A 25,869-nucleotide genomic window follows, 5' to 3' on the forward strand; every position below is an offset into this window, starting at 1 on the left:
CTCGATGCACGCGACTGTGGGCGACACATTGCTGGTGCACGGCAGGGTCGTCGGCCAGCACGACAGGACCGCCGAGGTCATCGAAGTGCTCGGGCCGGACGGAACACCCCCGTACCGCGTCCGCTTCACCGACGACGGACACGAAGCCGTGATGTCCCCGGGCCCCGACAGCGTCGTACGCCACAAGGAGCCCAGCTAGTCCGGCCCGCCCGGAACACCGGTCCGCCCAGGAGCCGGCCCGCCCCGGCCGAGGTCTCACCCCGGCGGACGGACCGGCGTCGGGTAGTGGTCGGCCACGACCCTGGCCATCGCCCCGATGCGGTCCGTCACGACCTCCTTGGCCGAGAAGAAGACATGGCCGCGCACCCGGGGGTACTCCCCGGCCAGCGTGAGGTGGCGTGACAGCTCCGCCGGGTCCTGCCAGGCGGCGGGCTGCGCGGGGTCACCGGCCTTGTACAGGGCCTCCCCCACGTACAGGTCCACGTTCGTGCCGCGGGCCACGTCGTCCCACCAGGGGACCAGTTTGGCGTAGTCGGCGGCGGTGAATCCGATGTGCCAGTAGAGCTGCGGCACCACGTAGTCGATCCAGCGTTCCTTCACCCATTTGCGGGTGTCCGCGTGCAGGTGGTCGTAGGTCTGCACGCCCGCCCGGGTGTCCGAGCCGAGCGGGTCGGTGGCGACGTTGCGCCACACGCCGAACGGGCTGATCCCGAACCGTACGTCCTTGTCGATCTCGCGGATGCGCTCGGACATCTCCCGCACCAGTCGGTCGATGTTGTCGCGCCGCCAGGCGGCCTTGTCCGGGAAGCCCGCGCCATGGGTGGCGTAGGTGTCGTCGTCGGCGAAGGACTGGCCGGCGACCGGGTACGGGTAGAAGTAGTCGTCGAAGTGGACGGCGTCGATGTCGTAGCGGCGTACGGCGTCGAGCATGGCGTCCTCGACGAAGCGCCGCACCTGGGGCAGCCCCGGGTTGTAGTAAAGCTTCCCGCCGTAGGGCAGGACCCAGTCCGGGTGCACCCGGGCCGGGTGCCCGTCCGCCAGCCTGGCCGGATCGGTGTGGTTGGCCACCCGGTACGGGTTGAACCAGGCGTGCAGCTCCAGGTCGCGCGCGTGCGCCTCGGCCACCGCCGTGCCCAGCGGGTCCCAGCCGGGGTCCCTGCCCTGGACGCCGGTGAGGTACTGCGACCACGGCTCGTACGGCGAGGGCCACAGCGCGTCGGCGGTGGGCCGCACCTGGAAGATCACCGCGTTCAGCCGCCGCTCCACCGCCTTGTCGAGGAAGGCCAGCAGCTCGGCCCGCTGCCGGTCGGCGGGCAGTCCCGGCTTGGAGGGCCAGTCGCGGTTGGCGACGGTCGCCAGCCACATCCCCCGGAACTCCTTGCCGGCCGCCTTCCGGCTCCTGTGCGTCCTCCGGTCCTCGCGGTCGGGCCGCGCCACCGCGCCCGCGTCCCCGGTCGCCCACAGCGACGCCACCACCCCGGCCGCTGCCGCCGCCAGGCCTCTTCTGCCGATATGCCGCATGCATATGCCCCTAACGAGTGGGTTGCTCCCGGTCTCTCCCTTTCCCCGCAGAGCATGCCCGCCCCGGACCGCCCTCCATCCGCGCGAACGGAGTAACGTCGTGGGGTCGAGGCGGGCACCGGAATCACACGGGGGTCCTGCCGCATGGAAGATCAGCGAAAGGCACGATGTGACCGACATCGAACGCGTCGGAGTGGTCGGCTGCGGCCAGATGGGCGCGGGCATCGCGGAGGTATGTGCCCGCAGCGGCCTGGAGGTCAAGGTCGCCGAGACCACCGGCGAGGCCCTGGAGATCGGCCGTACCCGGCTGTACAACTCCCTCTCCAAGGCCGCCCAGCGCGGCAAGATCACCGAGGAGGAGCGCGACGCGACGCTCGCCAGGCTGAGCTTCACCACCGACCTCGGCGAGTTCGCCGACCGTGACCTGGTCATCGAGGCGGTCGTCGAGAACGAGCAGGTGAAGACCGAGATCTTCCAGGTCCTCGACCAGGTGGTGACCCGTCAGGACGCGATCCTCGCCTCCAACACCTCCTCCATCCCGCTGGTGAAGCTGGCCGTGGCGACGTCCCGCCCCGACCAGGTCATCGGCATCCACTTCTTCAACCCCGCCCCGGTGCAGCAGCTCGTCGAGCTGATCCCGGCGCTGACCACCTCCGAGGGCACGATCAGCCGCTCGCAGGCCGTGGTCGAGAAGGTGCTCGGCAAGCACGCGATCCGCGCCCAGGACCGCTCCGGCTTCGTGGTGAACGCGCTGCTGATCCCCTACCTCCTCTCCGCGATCCGGATGTTCGAGTCGGGCATCGCCAGCCGCGAGGACATCGACAACGGCATGGAGCTGGGCTGCGCCCACCCCATGGGCCCGCTCAAGCTGGCCGACCTGATCGGCCTGGACACCGTCGCCTCGGTCGCGGACTCGATGTACGCCGAGTACAAGGAGCCGCTGTACGCCGCTCCGCCGCTGCTCCAGCGCATGGTGGACGCGGGGCGCCTGGGCCGGAAGACGGGCTCCGGGTTCTACCCGTACGGATCGTGACCTCCGGGTCGTAACCCAGAGCGACGAACTTTCGCACGGGGTGTGCGGAGCGTGTTCGCATATGCCCTGCGCACACGCTCCCCCCGCCCCACCTGGGAGAGTTGACTCGGATCCGCCCCAGTCGACGAACAGGAGCGGAAACCGTGACCACCGATCCCGATCACTTAACGGCCGTCGAGGAGTTCGCAGAGCTGCGCCGCTGTCTCGACGTCGGGCTCGCCCGGATCGACGGGCAGCTCGCGCTGCTCGCCCAGCGCCACGGCCAGATCGACCGTGATCTGACCGATCTGGCCGCGCGCGTCGCGGCGCTGGAGCAGGCCAAGTGGCCACTTCCCGCCGTGTCCGCGCTCACCGCCGTGGGCGCCCTCGCGGTGGCGGTCTGGCAGGCGCTCGGCAACTGAGGCGGCGTCAGCCGAGCCGGAGATGGTGCAGCATCAGGAGCCCGGCCGCCATGTTGGCGGCCGGGACCTCGCCGCGCGCGATCATGTCCGGGACCAGCTTCAGCGGTATCCATTCGCGGCGGGAGGACTCGAAGTCGTCCTCGGGGTGGCCCATGTAGGTCGCGTCCTCCGCCCAGTACAGATGGTGGCGGGCGTCGGTCAGACCGTTGGACGGCTCGACGGTCAGCAGGTGCTGCAACGGCCCTGGGCGCCACCCCGTCTCCTCCTCCATCTCCCGGGCGGCGGCGGCCGCGATGTCCTCGCCGTCCTCGACCACCCCGGCGGCCAGCTCCCAGCCCCAGCTATCGGTGATGAAGCGGTGCCGCCACAGCATCAGCACCTCATTGGCCTCGTTGACGGCGGTCGCGACGGCGACCGGCCGCAGCCGGATGAGGAAGTGGTCCAGGTGCCGGCCGTCGGGGAGTGCGACATCCGCCAGGTTGACCTTGAACCAGCGGTTTTCATAGATGGTTTGCTCACTCAGGTTCGTCCACTGCACGTTTCTGCCACCTTCCGACAAGTAGATGGCAATATCGCAGCAGGCTCACCGAGTCGGCGGAACGTCGCACCGGAAGCACGGCAAGGTCACAGCGGCACGCGCAGGGCCCCGTCGATGAGGTCGGCCGCCTCCTCCGCGTCGCTGCACCCGCTGGCCACCAGGTGCTCCCGCACCTCCCGCAGCCGGTCCCGCAGCCGCTGCGACTCCATCCCCCTCGCCCGCTCGGCCATCTCGGCAGCCGTCTGCGCCGCCCGGTCCGCCTCTCCCTGGCGCAGCTCTATCTGGCTCAGCATGGCGAGCCGGTGCACCCGCCCCCGGTCGTGCGCCGGGGTGCGCACGGCGGCCGCGGCGTGCTCCCGCGCCCCGTCCAGGTCCCCCAGGCTCAGCAGGGCCTCGGCGACCTGCACGTTGACCAGGCCCGGCTGTACGTAGCCGGTCTCGTCCGGCTCGTGCCCCGGCCGGATGCGCTCCGCCTCCGACTCGGCGCGCCTGATGCACCGCAGCGCACCGGCCCCGTCACCGAGGTGCGCGTACGCCTTCGCCTGCATGGCGTACAGGTCCGCGGCGAGCGCGGGGGTGATCTGCGCCCCGGCGGTGCGCAGCGCCGCCTCCGCGAACGCCACCGCCTGCCGGTACTCCCCCATGAACAGCGACTGGTTGACCAGCAGGGCGATCACATAAGCGCCCAGCCCCCGGTCCCCGCTCGCCTTCGCCAGCCGCAGCGCCTGGTGGAAGTAGCGCTGGGCGAGGCCGTGCGCGTCCGAGTCGTAGGCGCAGATGCCGGCCACCGCGACCAGCCCGCCGGTCGCCCGGTGCAACTGGCGGCCCATGGCGTCGTTGTAGCTGCCGCGCAGCAGCGGCGCGGTCTCCGCGTTCAGGAAGCCGACGATCCGGGCGCGGGTGGCGATCCCGCCCGCCCGGCGGTACATCAGCTCGTAGTGGGCCCGGGCCGCGCGCAGCATGGTGATGTCGGACATGCTGACGCGGGTCTGGCCGTCGCGCGAGACGTCCGCGTCCTCCGGGGGGTTCTCCCACTCCCAGACGGGCATGACGGCGGGCGTGCCGGTGACCGCGGGAGCGCCCAGTATGTGCGGCCGTTGCTGTTCGTCGGAGCGCCACAGCGCGGTGGCCCGCTCCACGAAGCCGGACAGCGGCGAGCCGTGCGTGACGGCCGCCTCGCCGGGGACGCCCAGCCCGATGTCGTCGAGGGTGACCGGGCGGTGCAGCCGGGCGCCGAGCACCTCGCAGATCAGGTCCGGCACCTGGCCGCGCGGGCGCTGGCCCTTCAACCAGCGTGCCACGGCCGTGTGTTCGTACCGCAGCGCCAGGCCTCTCGCCCGGCCGGCCTGGTTGACGTGGGCGGCCAGGCCCGCGTGCGATATCCCCGCCTCGTCGAGCAGGGCGTCGAGCAGGGTGTTGGGCTGCATGGGTGCCCCTCCGGTGACTCGGTGTGCCCAGACTAGTGGAGCCGCGTTCGCACGGGGTGTGAACGGAATGCCCGTATCCGTGCCCCGCGTGCTCTGCCGCCGTGCTTCCGGCGCCGGTTGACTGGGCGGTCTCTCACAGAGGCGGCCGGGCCGTCGGCTCCCCCTCGTACAGTGCGACGGCCCGCTGAAGCGCCGTTCCGTCCTGCCGGATCTGCCCGACACTCCGCGGCAGGGCGGGCGGCGCCGGCCGCACCGTCCATGTCCGTACAGCCGCTATCGATTGGAGGGTGCAGGCCGGGTACGGCGCAGACCCGGGTCCGCGGACTGCGCCGGCACCCGGGAGCGGTCGTCGCGACGGTCGTTGCGCACGACCAGCAGGGCCACGTCGTCGGTGAGCCGCCCGCCGGTGTGGCGAAGCAGCGCCGCGTGCACCCGGTGGATCAGGGCCGCCGGGGGCACCGGCGCATCGCGCAGCGCCTCGTCGAGCGCGTCCTGGAGCCGGAAGAACCGGCCGGAGGCGTCCCGGGCGTCCTCGGCGCCATCCGTGTGCAGGAACAGCGCCTCGCCGGGCAGGAGCCGCGCGCACCGGTGCACGGGCAGCTCGTCCGGCAGCGGAAAGGCACCGAGCGGCGGCAACGGGTCCCCCGCCGCGACCGGTTCGGCGCACCGCCCGCCCAGCCGGTAGGGCCATGGGTGCCCGCAGTTGAGCGCCAGTACGGCACCGTCCCGGCGGATCTCCAGCAGCAGTACGGTGACGAACTCCTCCGCTGACGGGCCCGCCGGGTCCCACCCGCCCGACGCCGGGTGCTCCTCGCGCGCCCGCTCGCGCAGGTGCCGCCCGAGCGCCCGGTCCAGCCGCCGCAGGACGCCCCCGAGTTCGGGCTCGTCGTGCGCGGCCTCCCGGAAGCTGCCCAGCACGGCGGCGACCGCCCCGAGCGGGGCCAGCCCGTGACCGCGTACGTCACCGATGACGACCCGCACACCGTGCGGGGTGGCGACCGCCTCGTACAGGTCACCGCCCACGGCCGCGCCCCGCGAGACGGAGAGCTGGCCGGCCGCGACGGACAGCCCCTCGAGCCGGGGCGGGAGCGGGCGCAGCAGCACCCGCTGGGCGGCCTGGGCGACCTCACGGACCTGCTTCAGCTCCCTGACCAGCCCGGACCGGATGCCGAGGACCAGTCCGGTGCCGACGGTGAAGAAGACGGCGCTGGTGGCGATCCGGGTGGCCGTGTCCTCCTGCTGGGCGATCGGGCAGGTGAGCTTCCACAGGACGGCGACGGCACCCCACAGGGCGGGAAGTGCGAGTGGGGCGGCCGGGGCCAGGTGACGAAGCCAGTGATGCGTACGAAGCCGGGGATGCGTACGCGGCATGCGGACCGCCCTTCTCCAGGCCCCTCCTCGCGGTCGGGACGATTCTGTCGATCGTCCAGGTGTCGGGGGAAAATGCACCAGACTTCCCACTCGAACGAGTGAGGGGCATGCGGGGAAAATCCCGGCATGCCCCTCATCGAGCGGTGAGCGTCAGGCGCCGCGCAGCACCGCGCCCGTCCGCTCGGCGGCGAGCGCCACGGCGGCGTCACGGGCGGCCGAGGCCTCCTCGACGGTCAGCGTGCGGTCGCCCGCGCGGAACCGCAGCGCGTACGCGAGCGACTTCCCGCCCTCGCCGATCTGCTCGCCGGTGAAGACGTCGAACAGCCGGATGGACTCCAGCAGTTCGCCCGCGCCCTCGCGCAGAGCGGCCTCGACCTCGGCGGCCGGCACGTCCTTGCCGACGACCAGGGCGACGTCCTGCGTGGCGACCGGGAACGTCGAGATCCGCGGCGCGCGCAGGGCACCCGCCGAAGCCCGCTCGACGGTGTCGAGGTTCAGCTCCATCGCGCACGTGCGGGCGGGCAGGTGCAGCGCCTTGACCACGCGCGGGTGCAGCTCACCGGCGTACCCGACGACCTGCTCCTCGCCGTCCACGACAACGGCCAGTTGGGCGCAGCGGCCGGGGTGCCACGGCCCGTACTGGCCCTGGCGGACGATCAGCTCGGCGCCGGCCTCGCGGGCGACGGACCGGGCGGCCTCGATGGCGTCGGCCCACTCGGACGGGCGGCCCTTGCCCCACCAGCCGGCCTGCTCGCGCGCCCCGGCGAGGACGACGGCGACGTGCCGCGGCTGCGCGGGCAGCGGCGCGTTGAGCCGCGCGATCTCCTCGTCCGTGGGGCGGCGGTCGACCGGCAGCACCACGGCGGCCCCGGCCTCACCGGCCGGGTGGAAGACCAGCCCGGTCTCGAAGAGCGCCAGGTCGTGGCTGCCGCGCCCGTCGTTGCGGCGCAGCGCGCCGAGCAGGCCCGGCAGCAGCGTGGTCCGCATCGCGGGCTCTTCGTCGGAGAGCGGGTTGACGAGCTTGACGACCTCGCGGTTCGGGTCGTCCTCGGCCAGTCCGAGCTGGTCGAAGACCTGCTCGGCGACGAACGGGTAGTTCGGCGCCTCGACGTACCCGGCGCCCGCGAGCACCCGGCCGACGCGGCGGTGCAGCCGCTGCCGGGCGGTCAGGCCGCGGCCGGACGGCGGCTGCGGCAGGGTGGAGGGGAGGTTCTCGTACCCCTCCAGCCGGATGACCTCTTCGGCGAGGTCGTTCGGGTGGGCGAGGTCGGGGCGCCACGACGGCACGGTGACGGTGAGCTCGTCCTGCCCGTAGACGTCGCAGCCGACCTCCTGGAGGCGGCGTACGACGGTCTCGCGGCCGTAGGCGACACCGGCGACCCGGTCGGGGTGGTCGGCGCTCATGGTGACCGTGCGCGGCGCGGACGGGGCGATGATCTCGGTGACCCCCGCCTCGGCGGTGCCGCCCGCGAGGAGGACCAGCAGGTCGACCGTGCGCTGCGCGGCGGCCGCCGCGGCCTGCGGGTCGACGCCGCGCTCGAAGCGCCGGGACGCCTCGGAGGACAGCTTGTGGCGGCGCGCCGTGCGGGCGATGGAGACCGCGTCGAAGTGCGCGGCCTCGATGACCACCTCGGTCGTCCCGCGCACCTCGCCCGTCTCGGGGTCGGTGACGGAGTCGGCGATCTCGGTGTTGGCGCCGCCCATCACGCCCGCGAGGCCGATCGGCCCGCGGTCGTCCGTGATCACCAGGTCCCCGGCGTCGAGGACGCGCTTGACGCCGTCCAGGGTGGTGATCTTCTCGCCCTGCTCGGCGCGGCGCACGCCGATCGCGCCCTGTACACGGGTGCGGTCGTAGGCGTGCAGCGGCTGGCCGAGCTCCAGCATCACGTAGTTGGTGATGTCGACGGCGAGGGAGATCGGGCGCATGCCCGCCTTCTGGAGGCGGCGGCGCAGCCAGATCGGGGAGCGGGCCTCGGGGTCGAGCCCGACGACCGTGCGCGCGGTGAAGCGGTCGCAGCCGATCGGGTCGGCGACCTTCACCGGGTAGCCGTAGGAGTTGGGCGCGGGCACGTCGAGCAGCGCCGGGTCGCGCAGCGGCAGACCGTAGGCGGTCGCGGCCTCGCGGGCGACACCGCGCATCGACAGGCAGTAGCCCCGGTCCGGGGTCACGGCGATGTCGAGAACCTCGTCGTACAGCTCCAGCAGCTCGGTGGCGTCGGTGCCGATCTCGATCTCGGGCGGCAGCACGATGATGCCGTGCGTACCGTCGTCGCCCATGCCGAGCTCGTCGGTGGAGCAGATCATGCCGCGGGACATCCGGCCGTACGTCTTGCGCTCGGCGATCTGGAAGTCGCCGGGCAGCACGGCGCCGGGCAGGGCCACGACGACCTTGTCGCCCTCGGCGAAGTTCCGGGCGCCGCAGATGATCTCCTGCGGCTCGCCGGTGCCGTTGGCGTCGCCGACGTTGACCGTGCAGAACCGGATGGGCTTCTTGAACTCGGTCAGCTCCTCGATGGTGAGGACCTGGCCGACGACCAGCGGGCCCTTGAGGCCGGCGCCGAGCTGCTCGACGGTCTCGACCTCGAGACCGGCCGCGATGAGCTTGGTCTGTACGTCACGGCCGGTCGCCGTCGCCGGCAGGTCGACGTACTCCCGCAGCCAGGAAAGCGGGACCCGCATCAGATCTCCATCCCGAACGGCCGGGTGAACCGGACGTCACCCTCGACCATGTCTCGCATGTCTTCCACGTTGTGGCGGAACATCAGCATCCGCTCGATGCCGAACCCGAAGGCGAATCCGCTGTACTTCTCGGGGTCCACACCGCAGGCGGTCAGCACCTTGGGGTTGACCATGCCGCAGCCGCCGAGCTCGATCCAGCCCTCGCTGGAGCAGGTGCGGCAGGGGCGGTCCGGGTTGCCGACGGACTCGCCGCGGCACACGTAGCAGACCATGTCCATCTCGGCGGACGGCTCGGTGAACGGGAAGAAGTTCGGCCGCAGCCGGGTCTTCATCCCCTCACCGCCGAACAGCGCCTGGACCATGTGGTCCAGCGTGCCCTTGAGGTCGGCCATGGTGAGGCCCTCGTCCACGGCGAGCAGCTCGACCTGGTGGAAGACCGGGGTGTGCGTGGCGTCCAGCTCGTCCGTGCGGTACACCCGGCCGGGGCAGATCACATAGACCGGGGGCTCGCGGTCCAGCATGGAGCGGACCTGGACGGGCGAGGTGTGCGTGCGCAGCACGACACCGGAGCCGGACTTGCCCTCGGCGTCGGCGACGAAGAAGGTGTCCTGCTCGCCGCGCGCCGGGTGGTCGACGGCGATGTTGAGGGCGTCGAAGTTGAGCCACTCGGACTCGACCTCGGGGCCCTCGGCCACCTCGTAGCCCATGCCGACGAAGATGTCCTCGATGCGCTCCATGAGCGTGGTCAGCGGGTGGCGGGCGCCGGCCGGGGTGCGGTCGTAGGGCAGGGTGACGTCCACCGCCTCCTCGACCAGCACGCGCGCGTCGCGCTCCGCCTCCAGCTCGGCCTGGCGGGCGGCCAGGGCCTTGTTCACGGCACCCCGGGCCTGGCCCACACGCTTGCCGGCCTCGGCCTTGGCGTGCGGCGGCAGGGCGCCGATCTCCCGGTTGGCGAGCGCGAGCGGCGAGGTGGGGCCGGTCTGCGCGACCTTGGCCTCGTGGAGGGCGTCGAGGTCACCGGCGGCGGCGAAGGCGGCGAGCGCCTCGTCCCGCATGCGCTCGATCTCTTCCGGTTTCAGTGCCTCGACCTCGACTGGGTCGTACGACTTGTTCGGTGCCGACATCTCTTCCCGTACTTCCGATGGGCTGGCTGGGGCCCCCGCTCGACGACCGAGGACGCAAAGGTGCCAAAGGACGAGTCTAACGGGGTGTGGGCAGGCGGATGAGCCGCGGATCAGCCCGTGGACGTCCTGGACCCTCTGTTACGTGAGGTACGAGGGGGCGCCCACGGGCAACGTAAATCGGAACTGGGCGCCACCGGCGGGTCCCCGGCCGACGGCGATCGTGCCGCCGTGGGCCTCGACGATGCCCTTGACGATGTACAGGCCGAGGCCGGTCCCGCCGCGCTTGCTCCCCCGCCAGAAGCGGGTGAAGACACGGCCCATCGACTCCTCGGGGATGCCGGGGCCTTCGTCGCTCACGGTGACGGCCGTTCCCTTCTCGTCGTCGTGCGGGCCGGTGGGTGCCACGTCGATGGTGACGGTTCCCTCACCGTGGCGCACCGCATTTTCGAGCAGGTTGCCGAGGACCTGGTCGATCTTGTCCGGGTCTGCCCACAGATCGGGCAGCGGGCGGCGCACCCGGACGAAGAAGCGGTCCGGGGACTGGCCGCGGGCGGTGTGCGCCTGGATGTGGCGGCCGACGGCGGCGGCGATGTCGACCGGCTGGCGGCGCACTTCGAGGCGGCCGGAGTCTATTCGGGAGATGTCGAGGAGCTCGGCGATCAGCCGGGTCACCCGGTTGGCGTCGGCGTCGACGGTCTCCAGCATCAGCCGCTTCTGGTCGTCGGTGAACCGCTCCCACTTGGCGAGCAGAGTCGCCGTGAAGCCCTTGACGGAGGTGAGCGGCGAGCGCAGTTCGTGGGCGACGGTCGCGATCAGCTCGGCGTGGCTGCGCTCGGTGCGGCGCCGTGCCTCGGTGCCGCGCAGCGTGACGACGACCTTGCGCACGGGGCCGAGGGGCTCGTCGCGCACGTAGCGGGCGGCGACGAGGACCTCGCGGTTGCCCGGCAGCAGCAGGTTGCGCTCGGGCTGCCCGGCGCGGATCGCCAGGCCGCCGTACGGGTCGGTGAGCGCCCACCAGCGCCTGCCCTTGAGGTCCTCCAGCGGCAGCGCCTGCTCCAGGGGCCGTCCCAGCGCCTCGGCGCGCGATACGGCGGTGAGGCGCACGGCCGCGGCGTTGAAGCACACCACCCGGCCGTTCTCGTCGGCGACGACGAGCCCATCGGGAAGGTCGTCCGGGTCGATCCCGGGCACGCCGGGACCGGCGGGAGCGCCCACGCCCACTAAGGCGCCCTCCCGTACCGCGGGCCTGCTGGTGCCGACCGTCATCCCCGTCTCCCACCCCTCCGTGTCACGCAGTGGGCCCCCGAGCCCGCCACCCTACTAGCTGGAGGTGACGGAGCGGCACCCTCCGGCAGCGCGCTGCGCACGCGCGGAGCCGTAGAGGCATACGGCCGCGGCGGTCGCCAGGTTCAGGCTCTCGGCCTTGCCGTGGATCGGGACGCGCACCACGGCGTCGGCGAGGGCCCGGGTCTCCTCGGGCAGGCCCCATGCCTCGTTGCCGAAGATCCACGCCGTGGGCCCGCCCATGGTGCCCGCGTCCAGCTCGGCGTCCAGGTCGTCCTCGCCCGCCCCGTCGGCGGCCAGGATCCGCACGCCCGCGCCCTTCAGCCCGGCGACGGCCTGCTCGACCGGCACGCCGACGGCGACCGGCAGGTGGAAGACCGAGCCGACGGAGGCGCGCACGGCCTTGGGGTTGTACAGGTCCACGGAGGCGTCGGTGAGGACGACCGCGTCGGCGCCGGCCGCGTCGGCGCACCGCAGCACGGTCCCGGCGTTGCCGGGGTCGCGCACGTGGGCGAGGACGGCGACGAGCTTGGGGCGGCTGCGGAGGATCTCCTCGAAGGGGGAGTCCAGGAACCGGCACACCCCGAGCAGCCCCTGCGGGGTGACGGTCTGGGAGACGTCGGCGAGCACGGCGTCGGAGGCGTGGTGGACCCGGGCGCCGGTGGCGCGGGCGGCCTCGACGATGTCGGCGTACCGCTCGGCGGCCTCGACCGTGGTGAACAACTCCACCAGGGTGGGCTCCCCGCCGCTGCGGTGCGCGACGGCCTCGCGCACGGCCTGGGGGCCCTCCGCGATGAACCGGCGCTCCTTGCCCCGGAAATTGCGCTTGGCGAGCCGCCGGGCCGCGATGACGCGGGGGGAACGGGGGGAGATCAGCTCGGGGGTGCCCATGTGGTCGGCGGCTCTCTTCTTCGTACGCACGGGGGGTTGAACAGACCGGACCCGCAGGCTCGGGGCCTGCGGGTCCGGAGGGAAGAACTGCGGCCTGAGGATCAGGCAGCGGCCTTCGGGGCGTTGACGTCGCTCGGGAGCGCCTTCTGGGCGACCTCGACGAGCGCGGCGAACGCGTTGGCGTCGTTGACCGCGAGCTCGGCCAGGATCTTGCGGTCCACCTCGATGTTGGCGGCCTTCAGACCCTGGATGAGGCGGTTGTACGTCATGCCGTTGGCGCGGGCAGCGGCGTTGATGCGCTGGATCCAGAGCTGACGGAAGTCGCCCTTGCGCTTCTTGCGGTCGTTGTAGTTGTAGACCAGCGAGTGGGTGACCTGCTCCTTGGCCTTGCGGTACAGGCGCGAACGCTGACCGCGGTAGCCGCTGGCCTGCTCGAGGATCGCCCGGCGCTTCTTGTGGGCGTTGACTGCCCGCTTGACGCGTGCCACTTGTTAACTCCTTGTAGCGGGGCCGTGGGTGGACTCACACGGCCCGGAAACGATATGGATCCCGGTGTCGGGCTGCCCTCGTCGCCGAGGGCGGGAGGTCAATCAGATGCCCAGCATCTTCTTGATCTTGGCGCTGTCACCCGGGGCCATCTCGGCGTTGCCGGTCAGGCGACGCGTCAGCTTGGACGACTTGTGCTCGAGCAGGTGGCGCTTGCCGGCGCGCTCGCGCAGGATCTTGCCGGAGCCGGTGACCTTGAAGCGCTTCTTGGCACCGGAGTGCGTCTTGTTCTTCGGCATAGCGCCGTTCTCTCCTCGTCAGTGGCGCTCCCAGCCGGTCCGGGGACCGGCACGCGGGAGCGTCAGATGTGTCGGTTGAATCCTGGGCGGGTGCCCGGGAATCAGGCCTCGGCAGCCTCGTCGGCGGGCGTTTCCGCCTGGGCGGGCTGGCCCTGGCGCTCCGCCTTGCGGGCGGCCTGCGCCTCACGGGCCTCGGCCATTGCCTCGGTCTTCTTCTTGTGCGGTCCGAGAACCATGATCATGTTCCGGCCGTCCTGCTTCGGGTTCGACTCCACGAAACCGAGGTCCTGGACGTCCTCCGCGAGCCGCTGGAGCAGCCGGTAGCCGAGCTCCGGCCGGGACTGCTCGCGACCACGGAACATGATCGTGATCTTGACCTTGTCGCCCTGCTTGAGGAACCGGACGACGTGACCCTTCTTGGTGTCATAGTCGTGCGGGTCGATCTTCGGCCGGAGCTTCATCTCCTTGATGACCGTGTGCGCCTGGTTCTTGCGCGCCTCACGGGCCTTCATGGCCGACTCGTACTTGAACTTCCCGTAGTCCATGAGCTTGCAGACCGGCGGACGGGCGTTCGCCGCGACCTCGACGAGGTCGAGGTCGTACTCCTGCGCAAGCTCCAGGGCCTTGGCAAGCGGGACAATCCCGACCTGCTCGCCGCTGGGACCGACAAGTCGCACCTCGGGAACGCGAATCCGGTCGTTGATGCGGGGCTCGGCGCTGATGGATCCTCCTCGGTAGCACCACGCGACCGCCTGGCGGACGGACGCGTAACGTCTGTTTAGTAAGACCAACCGCGCCGGTGCATGAAAAATGCCCCGGACGGGACACAGGCGGGGCTCCTCGTGTTACCGGAGCACCGCCACGGCGTACCGCGGGGCGCACATCGGGCGGCTCCATCGTCCGTACGGAACGATGGGCGCCACCTGACCGGTGACCCGCCGTCCCGGAGGACGGCCAGGTGGGAGATCGGAGCCTCCACTTGTGGGCCGGATCACGAGTCGTGTCCAGCCGGTCGTCACACCAGGTTAGCAGCTCCTGGTGGGTGGGGCTAACGGGGCGCGGGCCGCATATCGTGTGGGCATGAGTGACGCCACGCCGAGCAACGCCTCCGCCGCCCAGAACACCGATTTCGAGACCATGACCCGCGACATCGCGGAGGTCCCCGCGGTCGAGGTGATCGTGACGGTCGCCGTCAACCTGATGAGCGCCGCCGCCGTCAAGCTCGGCCTCACCGAGGAGGGCGACCAGTACAAGGACCTCGACGAGGCCCGCAAGCTGATCCACGCCCTGGCGGGCCTGCTGGACGCGGGCGCGACGGAGATCAGCTCGTTCCACGCGGCACCGCTGCGCGACGGGCTCAAGTCGCTCCAGCTCGCCTTCCGCGAGGCGTCCCTCGTCCCGGACGAGCCGGGCCAGGGGCCGGGCGAGAAGTACACGGGGGCGGTGTACGGCTGAGGCCGGGCCCGGGGCGCCGGGGCGGGCCGTGCATGGGGGCGCGGGGGCGCCCCGGGTGACGGCCCGGGGTCGGGATCCGTTTCAGGGCTTTACGTAGAAGGGCTCGCCCGGAGGGGTGGCCGTGGCCGGCAGGAGTGCCAGGTCCAGGCCGCGCACCAGGCGGGCCCTCAGTGTGTCGTCGGCCGCCAGGGCGCGGGCGACCCGCCCGGCCGCCTCGGCGGGGGGCGCGTCGGGGGCGAGGACCAGGGCGAGGGTGCCGTCGGCGCTGCCGGGGCCCAGGTGGGCGCGGAGGACCGCGGGCTCGGCGGCGACCACGGCGCGTACCGCCTCCGTGACGGCCGGGTCGGCGAGCGGGTCGGCGGAGGTGCGGCCCTCGGCGAGGGCGAGCAGCGCGGGGCCGGTCACCTGGTACGGCACGGGTCCGGCGAGGTCCAGCACGAGCGTGTCCGCCTTCTCGTGGGCGGCGGCCTGGAGCGCCTGGTGCAGCGGTACGGCGACGGGGCGGGCGGCCGGGTCCCAGCGGGCGAGCGACTCGGTGGACGTGAAGGCGGGCAGCGCGCGGCGGTCGCCGGCGGTGAGCGTCGGCACGGCCATGTCGCTGGTCTTCTCGCGGCGCAGGCCGGTCTCCGCGTCCTCCTCGACCTCGCCGAGGACGGCGACGACGGGCACGAGGAGCCGGGCGCCCCTGAGCGCCGCGAGGACGCGGGGCTCGGCCGCCCGGTCCTGGGCCCAGGCGGCGAGGGCCGCGCTGAGCTCGGGGTCGGCGGTGCCGTCGTCGTCGGAGAAACCGGGGTCCGGGATGTTCTTGAGCGCCACGCGACGAGCCTAACCGCGCGGCTCAGCGCCCCGCGGCGCGGCCCCCGCGCCACAGGACGAGCGCGGCGGCCAGCAGGAGCACGCCGATGCCGCCGGTGACGGGCGCGAGCAGGCCGACGCCCCGGTCCTCCTCGGGCTCGGCGGTGGGTCCCGTGCCGAAGTACCGCTTGGCGTAGCCGGTGGAGGCGGCCTTGAGGTCGGCCGGGCGCAGTTGCCCGCCCGCCTTGATCGCGGCGGCCGGGTCGACCGTCCCGTACCCCTTGTCGATGTCGTGGCCGCCCTCGGGCCGGTCGCGGGCGGTGTCGGTGAGCAGTCGCTTGACCTGCGCCGGGGTCAGGCCGGGGTGGGCGGCCTTGACCAGGGCGACGGCGCCCGAGACGAACGCGGACGCGGCGCTGGTGCCCCACCCCTGGTAGTACTTGCGGTCGGGGTCGGGGATCACGATGTCGACGCCGGGCGCGCTGACGGTGGCGTACCAGCGGCTGGTGGAGAACGCGGCGTGGGTGCCGTACCGGTCGACGGCGGTGACCGCGATGACGCCGGGGTAGGCGGCGGGGTACGAGATGTGGTCGCCCTTGTCGCCGCCGTTGCCGGCCGAGGCGACGACGACGGCGCCCTTGGAGAGGGCGTACTGGACGGCGGCGTCCTCGCCGGCGTCGGGGTGCGCGGACTCGCTGTCGTCGCCGAGGGAGAGGTTGATGACGTCGGCGCCCTGGTCGACGGCCCAGCGGATGCCCTGCGCCAGGGCGGTGCCCCGGGTGTTGCGGGCCTTGGTGCGGGCCGGGTCGCCGCCTTCGAGGATGACGCGGACGGGCAGGATCTTCGCCTCGGGCGCGATGCCGAGGACGCCGTCCTCGCGGCCGGAGCCGTGTCCGTGACCCGCGATGATGCCGGCCATGGCGGTGCCGTGGCGGGCCCACGCGCGGTCGCCCCGCTTGGCGCCGAAGCCGATCAGGTCCTTACCGGGCAGGACGTTGCCCACCAGGTCCGGGTGGGTGGCGTCGACACCGGTGTCGAGGACGGCGACCGTGATGCCCTCGCCCTTGGTGGTGCGCCAGGCCTCGGCCGTGTTCATGGCTTCGAGGCCCCACTGCTGGGCGCGGATGGCGTCGGCGTGGGCCGGGGTGGCGGGCAGCACGGCGAACGCGAGGGCGGCGAGGGCGGCCGCGGTCCGGCGTCGGTACGTCATCGGTGGTTCTGGGTGGCCTTTCCGGTGGTCGCCGTCGTACGGAGGCCGCGCTCGATCCGGTCGGCGATGCCGTCGGCGTCATGGCCCAGCCCCGCCTGGGCGGGTGTGCTGGTCTGGCCCTCGGCCATCGCCTCGGCGGCGGGCTGGGGGTCCTCCACGGTGCGGCCGTCGGCGAAGCCGGACACCGCGTAGACGATGACGGGTACGTCGGTGAGGACGCTCACCCGCCAGCTCGCGCGCTGCGCGTCGCCGAAGCCCGCGGCCACGGTGCCGGGGCCGGCGAGGGTGCGGGGCAGGAGGTCGGTGCGTTCGTCGAGGCTCTCGTCGGTGAAGCGGTCGCGCAGCGCGGTCATGCCGGGGCGGTCGGCGTCGGTGAACACCATGCCGACGGTGGTGACGCTGGTGGAGGTGGCGTCGGTGTACGTGGCGCGCAGCACGCGCTCACAGCCCACCGGACGCAGGGTCCGCAGCAGCAGCGGGTCGAACGCCCCGGCGCACGGCCCGTCGGGCGCGACGGCGACGCGCGTCCACGTCCGGTCCGCGCCGCCGGGTCCGGCCCCCTCGCCGTGGAGGGTGCGGGGGAAGAGCGTGTCGACGGGCACGGTGTGCCAGAGGCCGCGGGCCTCGGCGAACCGGTCCCCGTCGGACGTCTGCGCGGCCGAGTCGCCCACCAGCCACGCCCCGGCGGCGGCCCCGCCGGTGAGCCCGAGCCCGAGCACGAGGCACGCCACGGCGGCGGCCGCGCGAAGGGGGTGCCTGCTGCGAACCGGCCGCAGCCGCGTGGTGGTCTCCACGGGCGTCTCGGGCGGTACCCAGTGCGCCCGGGGCCCCTGCGGCGCGGCGCCCCCCGGACGGGGAGTCATATCGACGGCCCCGACCGGCCGCCGCCGGGTGGAGGAGGGGGCGGATGGGGGTGCGCTCGGTGCGGCGACCGGCGGTGCGGTGGGCGCCGGGGGCGCGGTGGTGGGCGCCGGGGGCGGCGCGGGCGTGCCGGGGGCCGCGGTGGGCACCGGCGGTGCGGTGGTGGGCGCGGGCGGGGCAGCGGTGGGCGACGCGGCAGGCGCGGGCGTGCCCGGCGCGCCCGGTGCGGGCGTGGGCGACGCGGGCCGCGCGGGCGCGGGCGGTGCGGTGGGCGCCGGGCTCGGTGCGGCGACCGGCGGTGCGGGCGGCGTGGCTTGGGGTGCGGCGACCGGCGGGGCGGGCCGTGTGGGCGTGGGCGGCTCGGGGTCGCGGTGGGGAGGCGTGGTGGGCGGTATCGAGGTACGCGCGGGGTGTCGTGCCTCGGTGCTCATCCGCCCCCCTCGGTGTCGTCCGGATCGCCTTGCGGGGCAGGCCCGTTCGTCAGCGCGTGCGGGTAACTCTACGGGCTGCGGCCGCCTGCACGGGAACGAGGCCGCAGGTCGGGGCGGATCTGACCGGAACATCCCCCTACCCCCAGGTAGGCAGGTCTGGCAGGCTCTGGCCATGACTCCGCGTGCCGCTGACCGAGCCCGGTACGACCGGGCCACCGCCCATCTCGACGCGCCTGTCGCCGTCGTCGACCTGGAGGCGTTCGACGCGAACGCCGACGATCTGGTCCGCCGGGCCGGCGGGAAGCCGATACGGGTGGCGAGCAAGTCCGTGCGCTGCCGGGCACTGCTGGAGCGGGTGCTGGCACGGGACGGGTTCGCGGGGATCATGTCGTTCACGCTGGACGAGTCGCTGTGGCTGGCGCGCGCCGGGTTCGGCGACGTACTGCTGGCGTACCCGTCGGCCGACCGGGCCGGTTTCTCGGAGCTCGCGCGGGACGCGAAGCTCGCCGGCGCGGTGACCGTGATGGTGGACGATCCGGCGCAGTTGGACCTGATCGACCGGGCCCGGGACTGCGGCGCGGAGGAGGTCCGGGTCTGTCTGGAGCTGGACACGTCGCTGCACCTGCTGGGCGGCCGGGTACGGATCGGGGCACGGCGTTCGCCGCTGCGCACGCCGGCGCAGGTGGCGGAGGTGGCGCGGTCGGTGGCGCGCCGGCCGGGGTTCCGGCTGGTGGGGCTGATGGCGTACGAGGGGCATGTCGCCGGGGTCGGTGACGCGATCGCGGGCCGGCCGGTGCGCTCCCATGCGGTGCGGCTGATGCAGGCCGCGGCCCGCAGGGAGCTGGCGGCGCGGCGGGCGGCCGTGGTGGCGGCGGTACGGGCGGTGGCGCCGGACCTGGAGTTCGTGAACGGGGGCGGGACGGGCAGCGTGCAGCACACGGCCGCCGAGGACGCGGTGACCGAGATCGCGGCCGGTTCGGGGCTGTACGTGCCCCGGCTGTTCGACAACTACACGTCGTTCACGGGCCGTCCGGCGGCGCTGTTCGCGCAGCCCGTGGTGCGCCGGCCGGGCGTGGGCGTGGTGACCGTGCTGGGCGGTGGCTACCCCGCCTCGGGTGCGGCCGGCTGTGACCGGCTGCCGGTGCCGTACCTCCCGGAGGGGCTGCGCTACGACCCGCAGGAGGGTGCGGGCGAGGTGCAGACGCCGCTGCTGGGCTCCCCCGCCGACGACCTGCTGATCGGCGACAAGGTGTGGTTCCGGCACGCGAAGGCGGGCGAGCTGTGCGAGCGGTTCGACGCGCTGCACCTGATCGAGGGCGACCGGGTCACGGCGACCGTACCGACGTACCGGGGCGAGGGCCGCACGTTCCTGTAGGACCTGGAGGGCTGGACGTCACGGCCCGATGGTGCTGCCGACTCCCCCGCCGGCCGAGCTGCCGATCGGGCGGATGCCCTTCATGATCTCGTCCATGACGGCCGGTGGCGGGGCGTCCGGTCCGGCGGAGAAGACGAACCGCACGACGACCGGCGACTCGCTGCCGAGCGACGACGGGAAGACGAGGGACTGGACGTAGCCGCCGGGGCCCTGGTTGGTGGTGACCCGCCAGCGGACCAGGTAGCCGGTGCGTCCGGCGACGACGGCGGGCCGCTCGGCGAGCACCTGGTGGGAGCGGATGCCGCCGTGGGGACGTACGCCGAGGGTGTCCTCCTCGAAGGCCCGGTCGGCGGCCTCCTTGATGTCCTCCCGGGCGATGGCGCGCGGGTCGTCGCTCCCGGTGGCCGTGGCGGTGAACGAGAAGACCGAGCCGCGCTTGCAGGTGCGGCTGGCGGCGGCGGGGCACGGGTCGTCGGCGACCGTCGACACGGTCGGCAGGTCGTCCGTGGTGTGCTCGGGCTTCTCCCAGCCGTCGAGGATGGGCAGGGTGATGCCGTTGAGCTGGTCGGTGACGACGGTGGTGTCGGCCGGGGCGGACGGGGACGAGGACGCCGGCGCGGACGTGGAGCTCACCGGCGGCGGCGCGGGACTGTTCTTGGCCTCCACGGCCGGCTCCTCGCCGGAAGCGAGGACGACCGCCCCCGCGGCGACCGCCGCCACCACCGCGACGCCCGCCGCGGCGAGGGCGACCAGGCGGCCGGTCCGCCTCCCCGGGGGCGGGGAGCCGGTGGGCCGGGTGTGCCCGGTCCAGGCGGTGCCGTCCCACCAGTGTTCGACGGCGGGGTTGCCCGGATCGGGGTACCAGCCGGGAGGCGTCATGCTCATGCGGTCACTCTAGGGGGCGTGCACGGTGTCCCGCTGGTCCGGTACGACGCTGCCGTCGGCCCTGCGCACGGGGCCCGGGGAGCCGTCGGCGGTGGTGTAGCCGGACGTGGCGCACGGGTACGGGGTGGCTTTGCGCGGCTTGGGCTGGATGAACATGGGGTTGACGATCCACCGGCCGTCGTCGTTGTCGTACGCCCGGCACATCACCTCGTCCTTGTTGCGGTTGAGGACCAGGCGCAGGGCGGTGGCGTCGCGCAGGAAGGAGACGTCGGTGTCGGAGTCGCCGGCGGCGAACACCTGCCTGCGGTGGGCGGGCTGGACCTGTTCGGCGGCGGGGCCGCGTACGCCGAAGATCTCCTGGTTGATCCAGCAGCGCTTGCCGTCGATGTACGTGATCATCGAGTCGTCGCCGTCGCGGACGGTGCCGCAGCCCTGGAGCCGGCCGGTGAGGCGGCCGGCTTCGGTCACGTTGCGGATGCCGATGGCGTGGGACGGCTTGATGCCGACGCCCTTCGCCCAGACGTCGACGACGGGTTCGGGCGAGGCGGAGGTGATCCACACGTCGAACCCGGCCTTCTGGAGTGTGCGGACGAGGTCGCGCTGCTGGTCGTAGTAGCGGACCCAGCCGGTGGCCGTGCCGCTGCCGACGCGCTGTTCGGCGCCGATCGGCGCGGCGAGGTTCTCGGCGCGGGCGGCGGCCGCGAAGGACTCGACCTGGCGGGTGGTCCAGCCGCGCAGGAGCTGGGCGAGCCAGGCGTACTGCGGCTCCATGCGCCGGTGGTCGAACCCGGCGAAGGCGGGGTCGCCGTGGGTGGTCTCCCCGTCCGCGTACACGCTCTGGATCTCGTCGGCGCAGTCGGTGTCGGTGGCGGTGGGGAGGGTGCGTACGCCGGTGGGGCAGGCGGCGGCGAGGGAGGCGGCGGCCGCGTCGGTGAGGTAGCGGCTGGTGGTGTGCCAGTCGCCGCCCTGCGGCGGGCGGATGCGGCTGTTGCGGAGCAGCCAGAACATGGTGGCGTCGCCGACGTCGTTCTTGATGACGGTGTTGTCCCAGTCGAAGACGGCGACGGGCTTGTGCCCGCCCGTGCGGTTGTCCCCGCAGTGGCCGTGGCGGTCGATCATCTGCTGGAGCCGGGCCTTGTTGTCGCCGTACCAGCCGTCGGCGACGGTGAGGCCCGGGCACTGCGGCCCCTGCGCACGGGCCGTCGCCGAGGCGGCGGTGAGGCCGGTGACCGTGAGGGTGAGGGCGGCCACGGCGGCGGCCCAGCGGCGTATGTCTGTCACGTACACGCTCCTGGTCTACGCGGGACAGCCGGGCGTCGTGCGACGCCCGGCTGTCGGGATGGTGGAAGGCAGGTGAACCGCCGGGGCTACAGCGGGGTGACGTACGCGCCGGAGATGCCGCCGTCGACGAGGAAGTCGGTGGCGTTGATGAACGACGAGTCGTCGCTGGCCAGGAAGGCGACGGCGGCCGCGATCTCCTCGGCCTCGGCGAACCGGCCGGCCGGGATGTGGACGAGGCGGCGGGCGGCCCGCTCGGGGTCCTTGGCGAACAGCTCCTGGAGGAGCGGGGTGTTCACCGGTCCGGGGCACAGGGCGTTGACGCGGATGCCCTCGCGGGCGAACTGCACGCCCAGCTCGCGGGACATGGCGAGGACGCCGCCCTTGGAGGCGGTGTACGAGATCTGGCTGGTGGCGGCGCCCATGATGGCCACGAAGGAGGCCGTGTTGATGATGGAGCCCCGGCCCTGGCGCTGCATGTAGGGGATGGCGGCCTTGCAGCAGAGGTAGACGGAGGTGAGGTTGACCTCCTGGACCCGCTTCCAGGCCTCCAGGCCGGTGGTGAGGATGGAGTCGTCGTCGGGCGGGGAGATGCCCGCGTTGTTGAAGGCGATGTCGACGCTGCCGTAGGTGTCGTACGCGGTCTTGAAGAGCGCCTCGACCTCGTCGGCGTCGGTGACGTCGACGCGGACGAACGTGCCGCCGACCTCGTCGGCCGCCGCCTTGCCGGCCTTCTCGTCGATGTCGCCGCACACCACGTTCGCGCCCTCGGAGGCGAGGCGGCGGGCGGTGGCGAGGCCGATGCCGCTGCCGGCGCCGGTGATGACGGCGGTACGGCCGGTGAGGCGACGGCACACAGGGGTTTCGGTCATGGTGGTTCAGGCCTCCGTGCTGATGAAGACGTTCTTGGTTTCGGTGAAGGCGGTGAGGGCGTCGGGGCCGAGTTCGCGGCCGAGGCCGGACTGCTTGTAGCCGCCGAACGGGGTCCAGTAGCGGACGCTGGAGTGGGAGTTGACGGAGAGGTTGCCGGCCCGGACGGCGCCGGAGACGCGGAGGGCGCGGCCGACGTCGCGGGTCCAGATGGAGCCGGACAGGCCGTACTCGGTGGCGTTGGCCAGCCGCACCGCGTCGTCCTCGTCGTCGAAGGGCAGGACGACGGCGACGGGGCCGAAGACCTCCTCGACGGCGGCGGGCGCGTCGGGCGCGAGGCCGGTGAGGACGGTGGGCGGGAACCAGAAGCCGGGGCCCTCGGGGGCCTTGCCCCGGATGGCGGCGGCGTCATCGGGGACGTACGAGCGGACGCGTTCGAGCTGGACGCGGGAGATCAGCGGACCCATCTGGGTCTTCTCGTCGGACGGGTCGCCGACGACGATCTCCTCGATGGCGGGGGTGAGGAGTTCGAGGAAGCGGTCGTAGGCGCCGCGCTGGACGAGGATGCGGGTGCGGGCGCAGCAGTCCTGGCCGGAGTTGTCGAGGAAGGACATGGGGGCGGCGGCGGCCGCGGCCTCGATGTCGGTGTCGGCGAAGACGATGTTGGGGCTCTTGCCGCCGAGTTCGAGGGTGACGCGCTTCACGCGGTCGGCGCACTTGGCCATGATGCCCTTGCCGACGCGGGTGGAGCCGGTGAAGACGATCTTCGCGACGCCGGGGTGTTCGACGAGGGCGTTCCCGGCGACGTCACCCGCTCCGGGGAGCACCTGGAAGAGGTGTTCGGGGAGCCCGGCCTCCAGGGCGAGTTCGGCGAGCCGGAGGGCGGTGAGGGGGGTGGTCTCGGCGGGTTTGAGGAGGACGGCGTTGCCGGCCGCGAGGGCGGGGGCGGTGCCCCAGGCGGCGATGGGCATGGGGAAGTTCCAGGGGGCGATCACGCCGATGACGCCGAGGGGTTCGAGGATCGTGACGTCGAGGCCGCCGGGGACGGGGATCTGGCGGCCGCTCAGGCGTTCGACTCCCCCGGCCGCGTAGTCGAGCAGGTCGCGGACGTTGCCGGCTTCCCAGCGGGCGTTGCCGAGGGTGTGGCCGGCCTCGCGGACCTCCAGCCGGGCCAGTTCCTCGACGTGCTCGTCGACGACGGCGGCGAAGCGGCGCAGCAGGCGGGCGCGGTCGGCGGGCGCGGCGGCCGCCCAGTCGCGCTGGGCCTTGGCGGCGCGGGTGACGGCGGCGTCGACGCCGGCGGCGGTGGTGGCCGGGACGGTCGCGACGACCTCTTCGGTGGCGGGGTTGAGTACGAGGTGCTCGGTGGTCAAGGCAGGGGCCTCACATGCGTTCGAAGGAGCGGCGCAGCTCCCAGTCGGTCACCGCGGCGTCGAACGCTTCGAGCTCGACGCGCGCCATGTTGCGGTAGTGGGCGACGACCTCGTCGCCGAAGGCGGCCTTGGCGATGGGGCTGTTCTCCCACAGCTCGGCGGCCTCGCGCAGCGTGGTGGGTACGTGGGCGTAGTCGGCGGTGTACGCGTTGCCGTCGCACGGCTCGGGCAGTTCCAGCTCCTGCTCGATGCCGTACAGGCCGGCCGCGACCAGTCCCGCGACGGCGAGGTGCGGGTTGACGTCGCCGCCGGGGAGGCGGTTCTCGAAGCGCATGGAGCGGCCGTGGCCGACCACGCGGAGGGAGCAGGTGCGGTTGTCGTGGCCCCAGGCGACGGCGGTGGGTGCGAAGGAGCCGGGCTGGAAGCGCTTGTAGGAGTTGATGTTGGGCGCGTAGAGGAGGGAGAAGTCGCGGAGCGCGGCGAGCTGTCCGGCGAGGAAGTGCCGCATGACCGGGGACATCCCGCCGGGGCCGTCACCCGCCATGACGTTGCGGCCGTCGGCGTCCTGCAACGACAGGTGGATGTGACAGGAGTTGCCCTCGCGCTCGTTGTACTTCGCCATGAAGGTGAGCGAGACGCCCTCCTGGGAGGCGATCTCCTTGGCGCCGGTCTTGTAGATGGCGTGCTGGTCGCAGGTGACGAGGGCCTCGTCGTACTTGAACGCGATCTCGTGCTGGCCGGGGTTGCACTCGCCCTTGGCGGACTCGACGGTCAGTCCGGCGCCTGCCATCTCGTTGCGGATGCGGCGCAGGAGGGGTTCGATGCGGCCGGTGCCGAGGATCGAATAGTCGATGTTGTACTGGTTCGCCGGGGTGAGGTCGCGGTAGTCGGCGTTCCAGGCCTGCTCGTAGGTGTCCTTGAAGACGATGAATTCGAGCTCGGTGCCGACGTGGGCGGTGTAGCCGTGCTCGGCGAGCCGTTCCAACTGGCGGCGCAGGATCTGGCGGGGCGCGGCGACGACGGGTGAGCCGTCGTTCCAGGTGAGGTCGGCCACCAGCATGGCCGTGCCCTCGTTCCAGGGCACGCGGCGCAGGGTGGACAGGTCCGGGCGCATGGCGAAGTCGCCGTAGCCCTTGGCCCAGGAGGACATGTCGTAGCCGTCGACGGTGTTGAGCTCCACGTCCACGGCGAGCAGGTAGTTGCAGCCCTCGGTGCCGTGCTCCAGCACGTCGTCGAGGAAGAACGGTGCGGCGAACCGCTTGCCCTGGAGCCGCCCTTGCATATCGGGGAAGGCCAGGACCACTGTGTCGATCTCACCGCTCGCGACGAGGGCACGCAGCTCCTCGACACCGAGCGGGGGTTTGCGGTCTGCCACGGGATTACTCCTCCTTCGGTCAGCCGGGAGCCATAAGGTATTGCGGAAGACCATTGCTTGGGAAGGGGAAACCGCGAGGTGGCGAAGAAGAGCTCGGGACGTGAGTCCGAGGACCGGCTGGCGCCCGTGCTGCGGCCGGTGCGGGCGGGCAACGGCTTCGAGGAGGCGCTGGAGCAGATCCTCCAGGTCGTACGGCTCGGCCTGGTGCCGGGCGGCGAGCGGCTGCCCGCGGAGCGGGAGCTGGCGGACCGGATGGGGATCAGCCGGGTGACGCTGCGCGAGGTGCTCAAGGTGCTCCAGGAGCAGGGCCTGGTCGAGAGCCGGCGCGGCCGGTACGGCGGAACGTTCGTGCTGCACCGGGACCGCGCGGCCGGCGACTCCGGGGAGGAGGAGCTGCGGCGCCGGATCGCGTCGGTGGACGTCGAGGACACGCTGCGCTTCCGCGAGGTGCTGGAGGTGGGCGCGGCGGGGCTGTGCGCGGCGCACGGGCTGACGGACGAGGGCGCCGAGCGGTTGCGTACGGCGCTGCGGGCGACGCACGACGCGCCGCTGGACGACTACCGCCGCCAGGACACGCTGCTGCACCTGACGCTGGCCGAACTGTCCGGCTCGCCCACGCTCACGGCGCAGTACGCGGCGGTACGGGCGTCGGTGAACGACCTGCTCGACTGCATCCCCCTGCTCGTGCGCAACCTGGAGCACTCGCAGCACCAGCACACCGCGCTGGTGGAGGCCGTCCTGGACGGGGACGCGGACGCGGCGCGCGAGGTGATGCGGGAGCACTGCGCGGGGACGGCGGCGCTGCTGCGCGGGTTCCTGACGTAGCCGCGCCGGACCGGGCGGCGTAACCCGAAAGTAACGCACGGGTCTTGCGTTCCGGCGGGAGCACCGCAAAGGTATGGCACCA

Annotated in this window: 25 protein-coding genes; 6 read left to right on the top strand and 19 right to left on the bottom strand. The window is 72.9% G+C overall.

The genetic code is table 11. The features are described from left to right. Nucleotides 1-4: 4 nt before the first annotated feature. Complete coding sequence (locus ACZ46W_RS25390; RefSeq protein ID WP_468341677.1) at nucleotides 5-199, top strand: DUF1918 domain-containing protein; 195 nt, start codon at nucleotides 5-7, stop codon at nucleotides 197-199. Between the two features lie 56 nt (nucleotides 200-255). Here ACZ46W_RS25390 and ACZ46W_RS25395 read toward each other — a convergent pair whose 3' ends face one another. Beyond that, a complete protein-coding gene (locus ACZ46W_RS25395) occupies nucleotides 256-1,521 on the bottom strand; it encodes a glycoside hydrolase family 10-like protein (protein WP_468341680.1) in 1,266 nt (421 codons plus the stop codon). Nucleotides 1,522-1,690: 169 nt separating this feature from the next. Here ACZ46W_RS25395 and ACZ46W_RS25400 point away from each other — a divergent pair, with 169 nt between their 5' ends. Both ACZ46W_RS25400 and ACZ46W_RS25405 read left to right on the top strand, forming a co-directional pair. Further along, entirely contained in the window at nucleotides 1,691-2,554 is an 864-nt protein-coding gene (locus tag ACZ46W_RS25400; RefSeq protein WP_468341683.1) for a 3-hydroxybutyryl-CoA dehydrogenase, read from the top strand. 143 nt (nucleotides 2,555-2,697) lie between these two features. Next, nucleotides 2,698-2,955 carry a hypothetical protein gene (locus ACZ46W_RS25405; RefSeq protein WP_366130641.1) on the top strand — a complete coding sequence of 86 codons (258 nt, stop codon included), beginning with the start codon at nucleotides 2,698-2,700 and terminating at the stop codon, nucleotides 2,953-2,955. Between the two features lie 7 nt (nucleotides 2,956-2,962). Here ACZ46W_RS25405 and ACZ46W_RS25410 read toward each other — a convergent pair whose 3' ends face one another. The 10 genes from ACZ46W_RS25410 to infC form a co-directional block, all read right to left on the bottom strand. Next, complete coding sequence (locus tag ACZ46W_RS25410) at nucleotides 2,963-3,493, bottom strand: NUDIX hydrolase (RefSeq protein ID WP_468341686.1); 531 nt, start codon at nucleotides 3,491-3,493, stop codon at nucleotides 2,963-2,965. An 86-nt stretch (nucleotides 3,494-3,579) separates the two neighbouring features. Beyond that, nucleotides 3,580-4,920: a tetratricopeptide repeat protein gene (locus ACZ46W_RS25415; protein ID WP_468341689.1), complete on the bottom strand. Its 1,341-nt coding sequence runs from the start codon at nucleotides 4,918-4,920 to the stop codon at nucleotides 3,580-3,582. Between the two features lie 273 nt (nucleotides 4,921-5,193). Continuing rightward, on the bottom strand, nucleotides 5,194-6,291 hold the full coding sequence (locus tag ACZ46W_RS25420) for a PP2C family protein-serine/threonine phosphatase (RefSeq protein WP_468341692.1): 1,098 nt from the start codon (nucleotides 6,289-6,291) through the stop codon (nucleotides 5,194-5,196). 150 nt (nucleotides 6,292-6,441) lie between these two features. Next, a complete protein-coding gene (gene pheT, locus ACZ46W_RS25425; RefSeq protein WP_468341694.1) occupies nucleotides 6,442-8,970 on the bottom strand; it encodes a phenylalanine--tRNA ligase subunit beta in 2,529 nt (842 codons plus the stop codon). Beyond that, nucleotides 8,970-10,094 carry a phenylalanine--tRNA ligase subunit alpha gene (pheS, locus tag ACZ46W_RS25430; protein WP_366130636.1) on the bottom strand — a complete coding sequence of 375 codons (1,125 nt, stop codon included), beginning with the start codon at nucleotides 10,092-10,094 and terminating at the stop codon, nucleotides 8,970-8,972. The genes pheT and pheS overlap by 1 nt, the downstream gene beginning before the upstream one ends. Nucleotides 10,095-10,232: 138 nt before the next feature. Next, nucleotides 10,233-11,360, bottom strand: coding sequence for a sensor histidine kinase (locus ACZ46W_RS25435; protein WP_468341697.1), 1,128 nt, complete (start codon nucleotides 11,358-11,360; stop codon nucleotides 10,233-10,235). A gap of 54 nt (nucleotides 11,361-11,414) precedes the next feature. Beyond that, nucleotides 11,415-12,269 carry a TrmH family RNA methyltransferase gene (locus ACZ46W_RS25440; protein WP_468342341.1) on the bottom strand — a complete coding sequence of 285 codons (855 nt, stop codon included), beginning with the start codon at nucleotides 12,267-12,269 and terminating at the stop codon, nucleotides 11,415-11,417. A 101-nt stretch (nucleotides 12,270-12,370) separates the two neighbouring features. Continuing rightward, entirely contained in the window at nucleotides 12,371-12,757 is a 387-nt protein-coding gene (gene rplT, locus ACZ46W_RS25445; RefSeq protein ID WP_064068121.1) for a 50S ribosomal protein L20, read from the bottom strand. Between the two features lie 102 nt (nucleotides 12,758-12,859). After that, nucleotides 12,860-13,054, bottom strand: a complete 195-nt coding sequence (rpmI, locus tag ACZ46W_RS25450) for a 50S ribosomal protein L35 (RefSeq protein WP_041128339.1) — start codon at nucleotides 13,052-13,054, stop codon at nucleotides 12,860-12,862. A 101-nt stretch (nucleotides 13,055-13,155) separates the two neighbouring features. Beyond that, nucleotides 13,156-13,845 (bottom strand): translation initiation factor IF-3, encoded by a 690-nt coding sequence (gene infC / locus ACZ46W_RS25455; protein WP_366130634.1) that lies wholly within the window; start codon nucleotides 13,843-13,845, stop codon nucleotides 13,156-13,158. 289 nt (nucleotides 13,846-14,134) lie between these two features. Here infC and ACZ46W_RS25460 point away from each other — a divergent pair, with 289 nt between their 5' ends. Next, complete coding sequence (locus tag ACZ46W_RS25460) at nucleotides 14,135-14,509, top strand: DUF1844 domain-containing protein (RefSeq protein ID WP_366130633.1); 375 nt, start codon at nucleotides 14,135-14,137, stop codon at nucleotides 14,507-14,509. 81 nt (nucleotides 14,510-14,590) lie between these two features. On the opposite strand, the gene ACZ46W_RS25465 is transcribed toward ACZ46W_RS25460, so the two are convergent. Genes ACZ46W_RS25465 through ACZ46W_RS25475 form a run of 3 tightly spaced genes read right to left on the bottom strand, consistent with a single transcriptional unit; the run spans nucleotide 14,591 to nucleotide 17,377 of the window. Next, a complete protein-coding gene (locus ACZ46W_RS25465) occupies nucleotides 14,591-15,325 on the bottom strand; it encodes an SseB family protein (protein WP_468341704.1) in 735 nt (244 codons plus the stop codon). 22 nt (nucleotides 15,326-15,347) lie between these two features. Next, entirely contained in the window at nucleotides 15,348-16,514 is a 1,167-nt protein-coding gene (mycP, locus tag ACZ46W_RS25470; protein ID WP_468341707.1) for a type VII secretion-associated serine protease mycosin, read from the bottom strand. Then, complete coding sequence (locus ACZ46W_RS25475) at nucleotides 16,511-17,377, bottom strand: hypothetical protein (RefSeq protein WP_468342344.1); 867 nt, start codon at nucleotides 17,375-17,377, stop codon at nucleotides 16,511-16,513. Before ACZ46W_RS25475 ends, mycP begins: the two co-directional genes overlap by 4 nt. Nucleotides 17,378-17,978: 601 nt before the next feature. On the opposite strand from ACZ46W_RS25475, the gene ACZ46W_RS25480 reads away from it, so the two are divergent. Continuing rightward, nucleotides 17,979-19,181 carry an amino acid deaminase/aldolase gene (locus tag ACZ46W_RS25480; protein ID WP_468341710.1) on the top strand — a complete coding sequence of 401 codons (1,203 nt, stop codon included), beginning with the start codon at nucleotides 17,979-17,981 and terminating at the stop codon, nucleotides 19,179-19,181. 18 nt (nucleotides 19,182-19,199) lie between these two features. On the opposite strand, the gene ACZ46W_RS25485 is transcribed toward ACZ46W_RS25480, so the two are convergent. From ACZ46W_RS25485 to ACZ46W_RS25505, 5 genes are all read right to left on the bottom strand, one after another. Further along, nucleotides 19,200-20,066, bottom strand: coding sequence for a DUF2510 domain-containing protein (locus tag ACZ46W_RS25485; protein WP_468341713.1), 867 nt, complete (start codon nucleotides 20,064-20,066; stop codon nucleotides 19,200-19,202). Between the two features lie 9 nt (nucleotides 20,067-20,075). Then, a complete protein-coding gene (locus ACZ46W_RS25490) occupies nucleotides 20,076-21,347 on the bottom strand; it encodes an HAD family hydrolase (RefSeq protein WP_468341716.1) in 1,272 nt (423 codons plus the stop codon). 86 nt (nucleotides 21,348-21,433) lie between these two features. Further along, nucleotides 21,434-22,216: a 3-oxoacyl-ACP reductase gene (locus tag ACZ46W_RS25495; RefSeq protein ID WP_468341719.1), complete on the bottom strand. Its 783-nt coding sequence runs from the start codon at nucleotides 22,214-22,216 to the stop codon at nucleotides 21,434-21,436. 6 nt (nucleotides 22,217-22,222) lie between these two features. Beyond that, the gene (locus tag ACZ46W_RS25500) at nucleotides 22,223-23,587 is read right to left on the bottom strand and encodes an aldehyde dehydrogenase family protein (protein ID WP_468341722.1); all 1,365 of its coding nucleotides are present in this window, start codon (nucleotides 23,585-23,587) and stop codon (nucleotides 22,223-22,225) included. 10 nt (nucleotides 23,588-23,597) lie between these two features. Continuing rightward, entirely contained in the window at nucleotides 23,598-24,962 is a 1,365-nt protein-coding gene (locus tag ACZ46W_RS25505; RefSeq protein WP_468341725.1) for a glutamine synthetase family protein, read from the bottom strand. A 78-nt stretch (nucleotides 24,963-25,040) separates the two neighbouring features. Here ACZ46W_RS25505 and ACZ46W_RS25510 point away from each other — a divergent pair, with 78 nt between their 5' ends. Then, nucleotides 25,041-25,787: a FadR/GntR family transcriptional regulator gene (locus tag ACZ46W_RS25510; RefSeq protein ID WP_468341728.1), complete on the top strand. Its 747-nt coding sequence runs from the start codon at nucleotides 25,041-25,043 to the stop codon at nucleotides 25,785-25,787. Nucleotides 25,788-25,869 lie beyond the last annotated feature (82 nt).

The sequence above is a fragment of the Streptomyces sp. NPDC031064 genome, from assembly GCF_055570965.1.

Bases quoted from the DNA above. Each gene is read 5' to 3' on its own strand.
- mycP (WP_468341707.1), bottom strand. From the start codon at position 16,514: ATGACGTACCGACGCCGGACCGCGGCCGCCCTCGCCGCCCTCGCGTTC.
- ACZ46W_RS25390 (WP_468341677.1), top strand. From the start codon at position 5: ATGCACGCGACTGTGGGCGACACATTGCTGGTGCACGGCAGGGTCGTC.
- ACZ46W_RS25440 (WP_468342341.1), bottom strand. From the start codon at position 12,269: ATGGGCACCCCCGAGCTGATCTCCCCCCGTTCCCCCCGCGTCATCGCG.
- ACZ46W_RS25435 (WP_468341697.1), bottom strand. From the start codon at position 11,360: ATGACGGTCGGCACCAGCAGGCCCGCGGTACGGGAGGGCGCCTTAGTG.
- ACZ46W_RS25460 (WP_366130633.1), top strand. From the start codon at position 14,135: ATGAGTGACGCCACGCCGAGCAACGCCTCCGCCGCCCAGAACACCGAT.
- ACZ46W_RS25475 (WP_468342344.1), bottom strand. From the start codon at position 17,377: ATGACTCCCCGTCCGGGGGGCGCCGCGCCGCAGGGGCCCCGGGCGCAC.
- ACZ46W_RS25415 (WP_468341689.1), bottom strand. From the start codon at position 4,920: ATGCAGCCCAACACCCTGCTCGACGCCCTGCTCGACGAGGCGGGGATA.
- ACZ46W_RS25480 (WP_468341710.1), top strand. From the start codon at position 17,979: ATGACTCCGCGTGCCGCTGACCGAGCCCGGTACGACCGGGCCACCGCC.
- ACZ46W_RS25485 (WP_468341713.1), bottom strand. From the start codon at position 20,066: ATGAGCATGACGCCTCCCGGCTGGTACCCCGATCCGGGCAACCCCGCC.
- ACZ46W_RS25420 (WP_468341692.1), bottom strand. From the start codon at position 6,291: ATGCCGCGTACGCATCCCCGGCTTCGTACGCATCACTGGCTTCGTCAC.
- pheS (WP_366130636.1), bottom strand. From the start codon at position 10,094: ATGTCGGCACCGAACAAGTCGTACGACCCAGTCGAGGTCGAGGCACTG.
- pheT (WP_468341694.1), bottom strand. From the start codon at position 8,970: ATGCGGGTCCCGCTTTCCTGGCTGCGGGAGTACGTCGACCTGCCGGCG.
- rpmI (WP_041128339.1), bottom strand. From the start codon at position 13,054: ATGCCGAAGAACAAGACGCACTCCGGTGCCAAGAAGCGCTTCAAGGTC.
- ACZ46W_RS25495 (WP_468341719.1), bottom strand. From the start codon at position 22,216: ATGACCGAAACCCCTGTGTGCCGTCGCCTCACCGGCCGTACCGCCGTC.
- ACZ46W_RS25395 (WP_468341680.1), bottom strand. From the start codon at position 1,521: ATGCGGCATATCGGCAGAAGAGGCCTGGCGGCGGCAGCGGCCGGGGTG.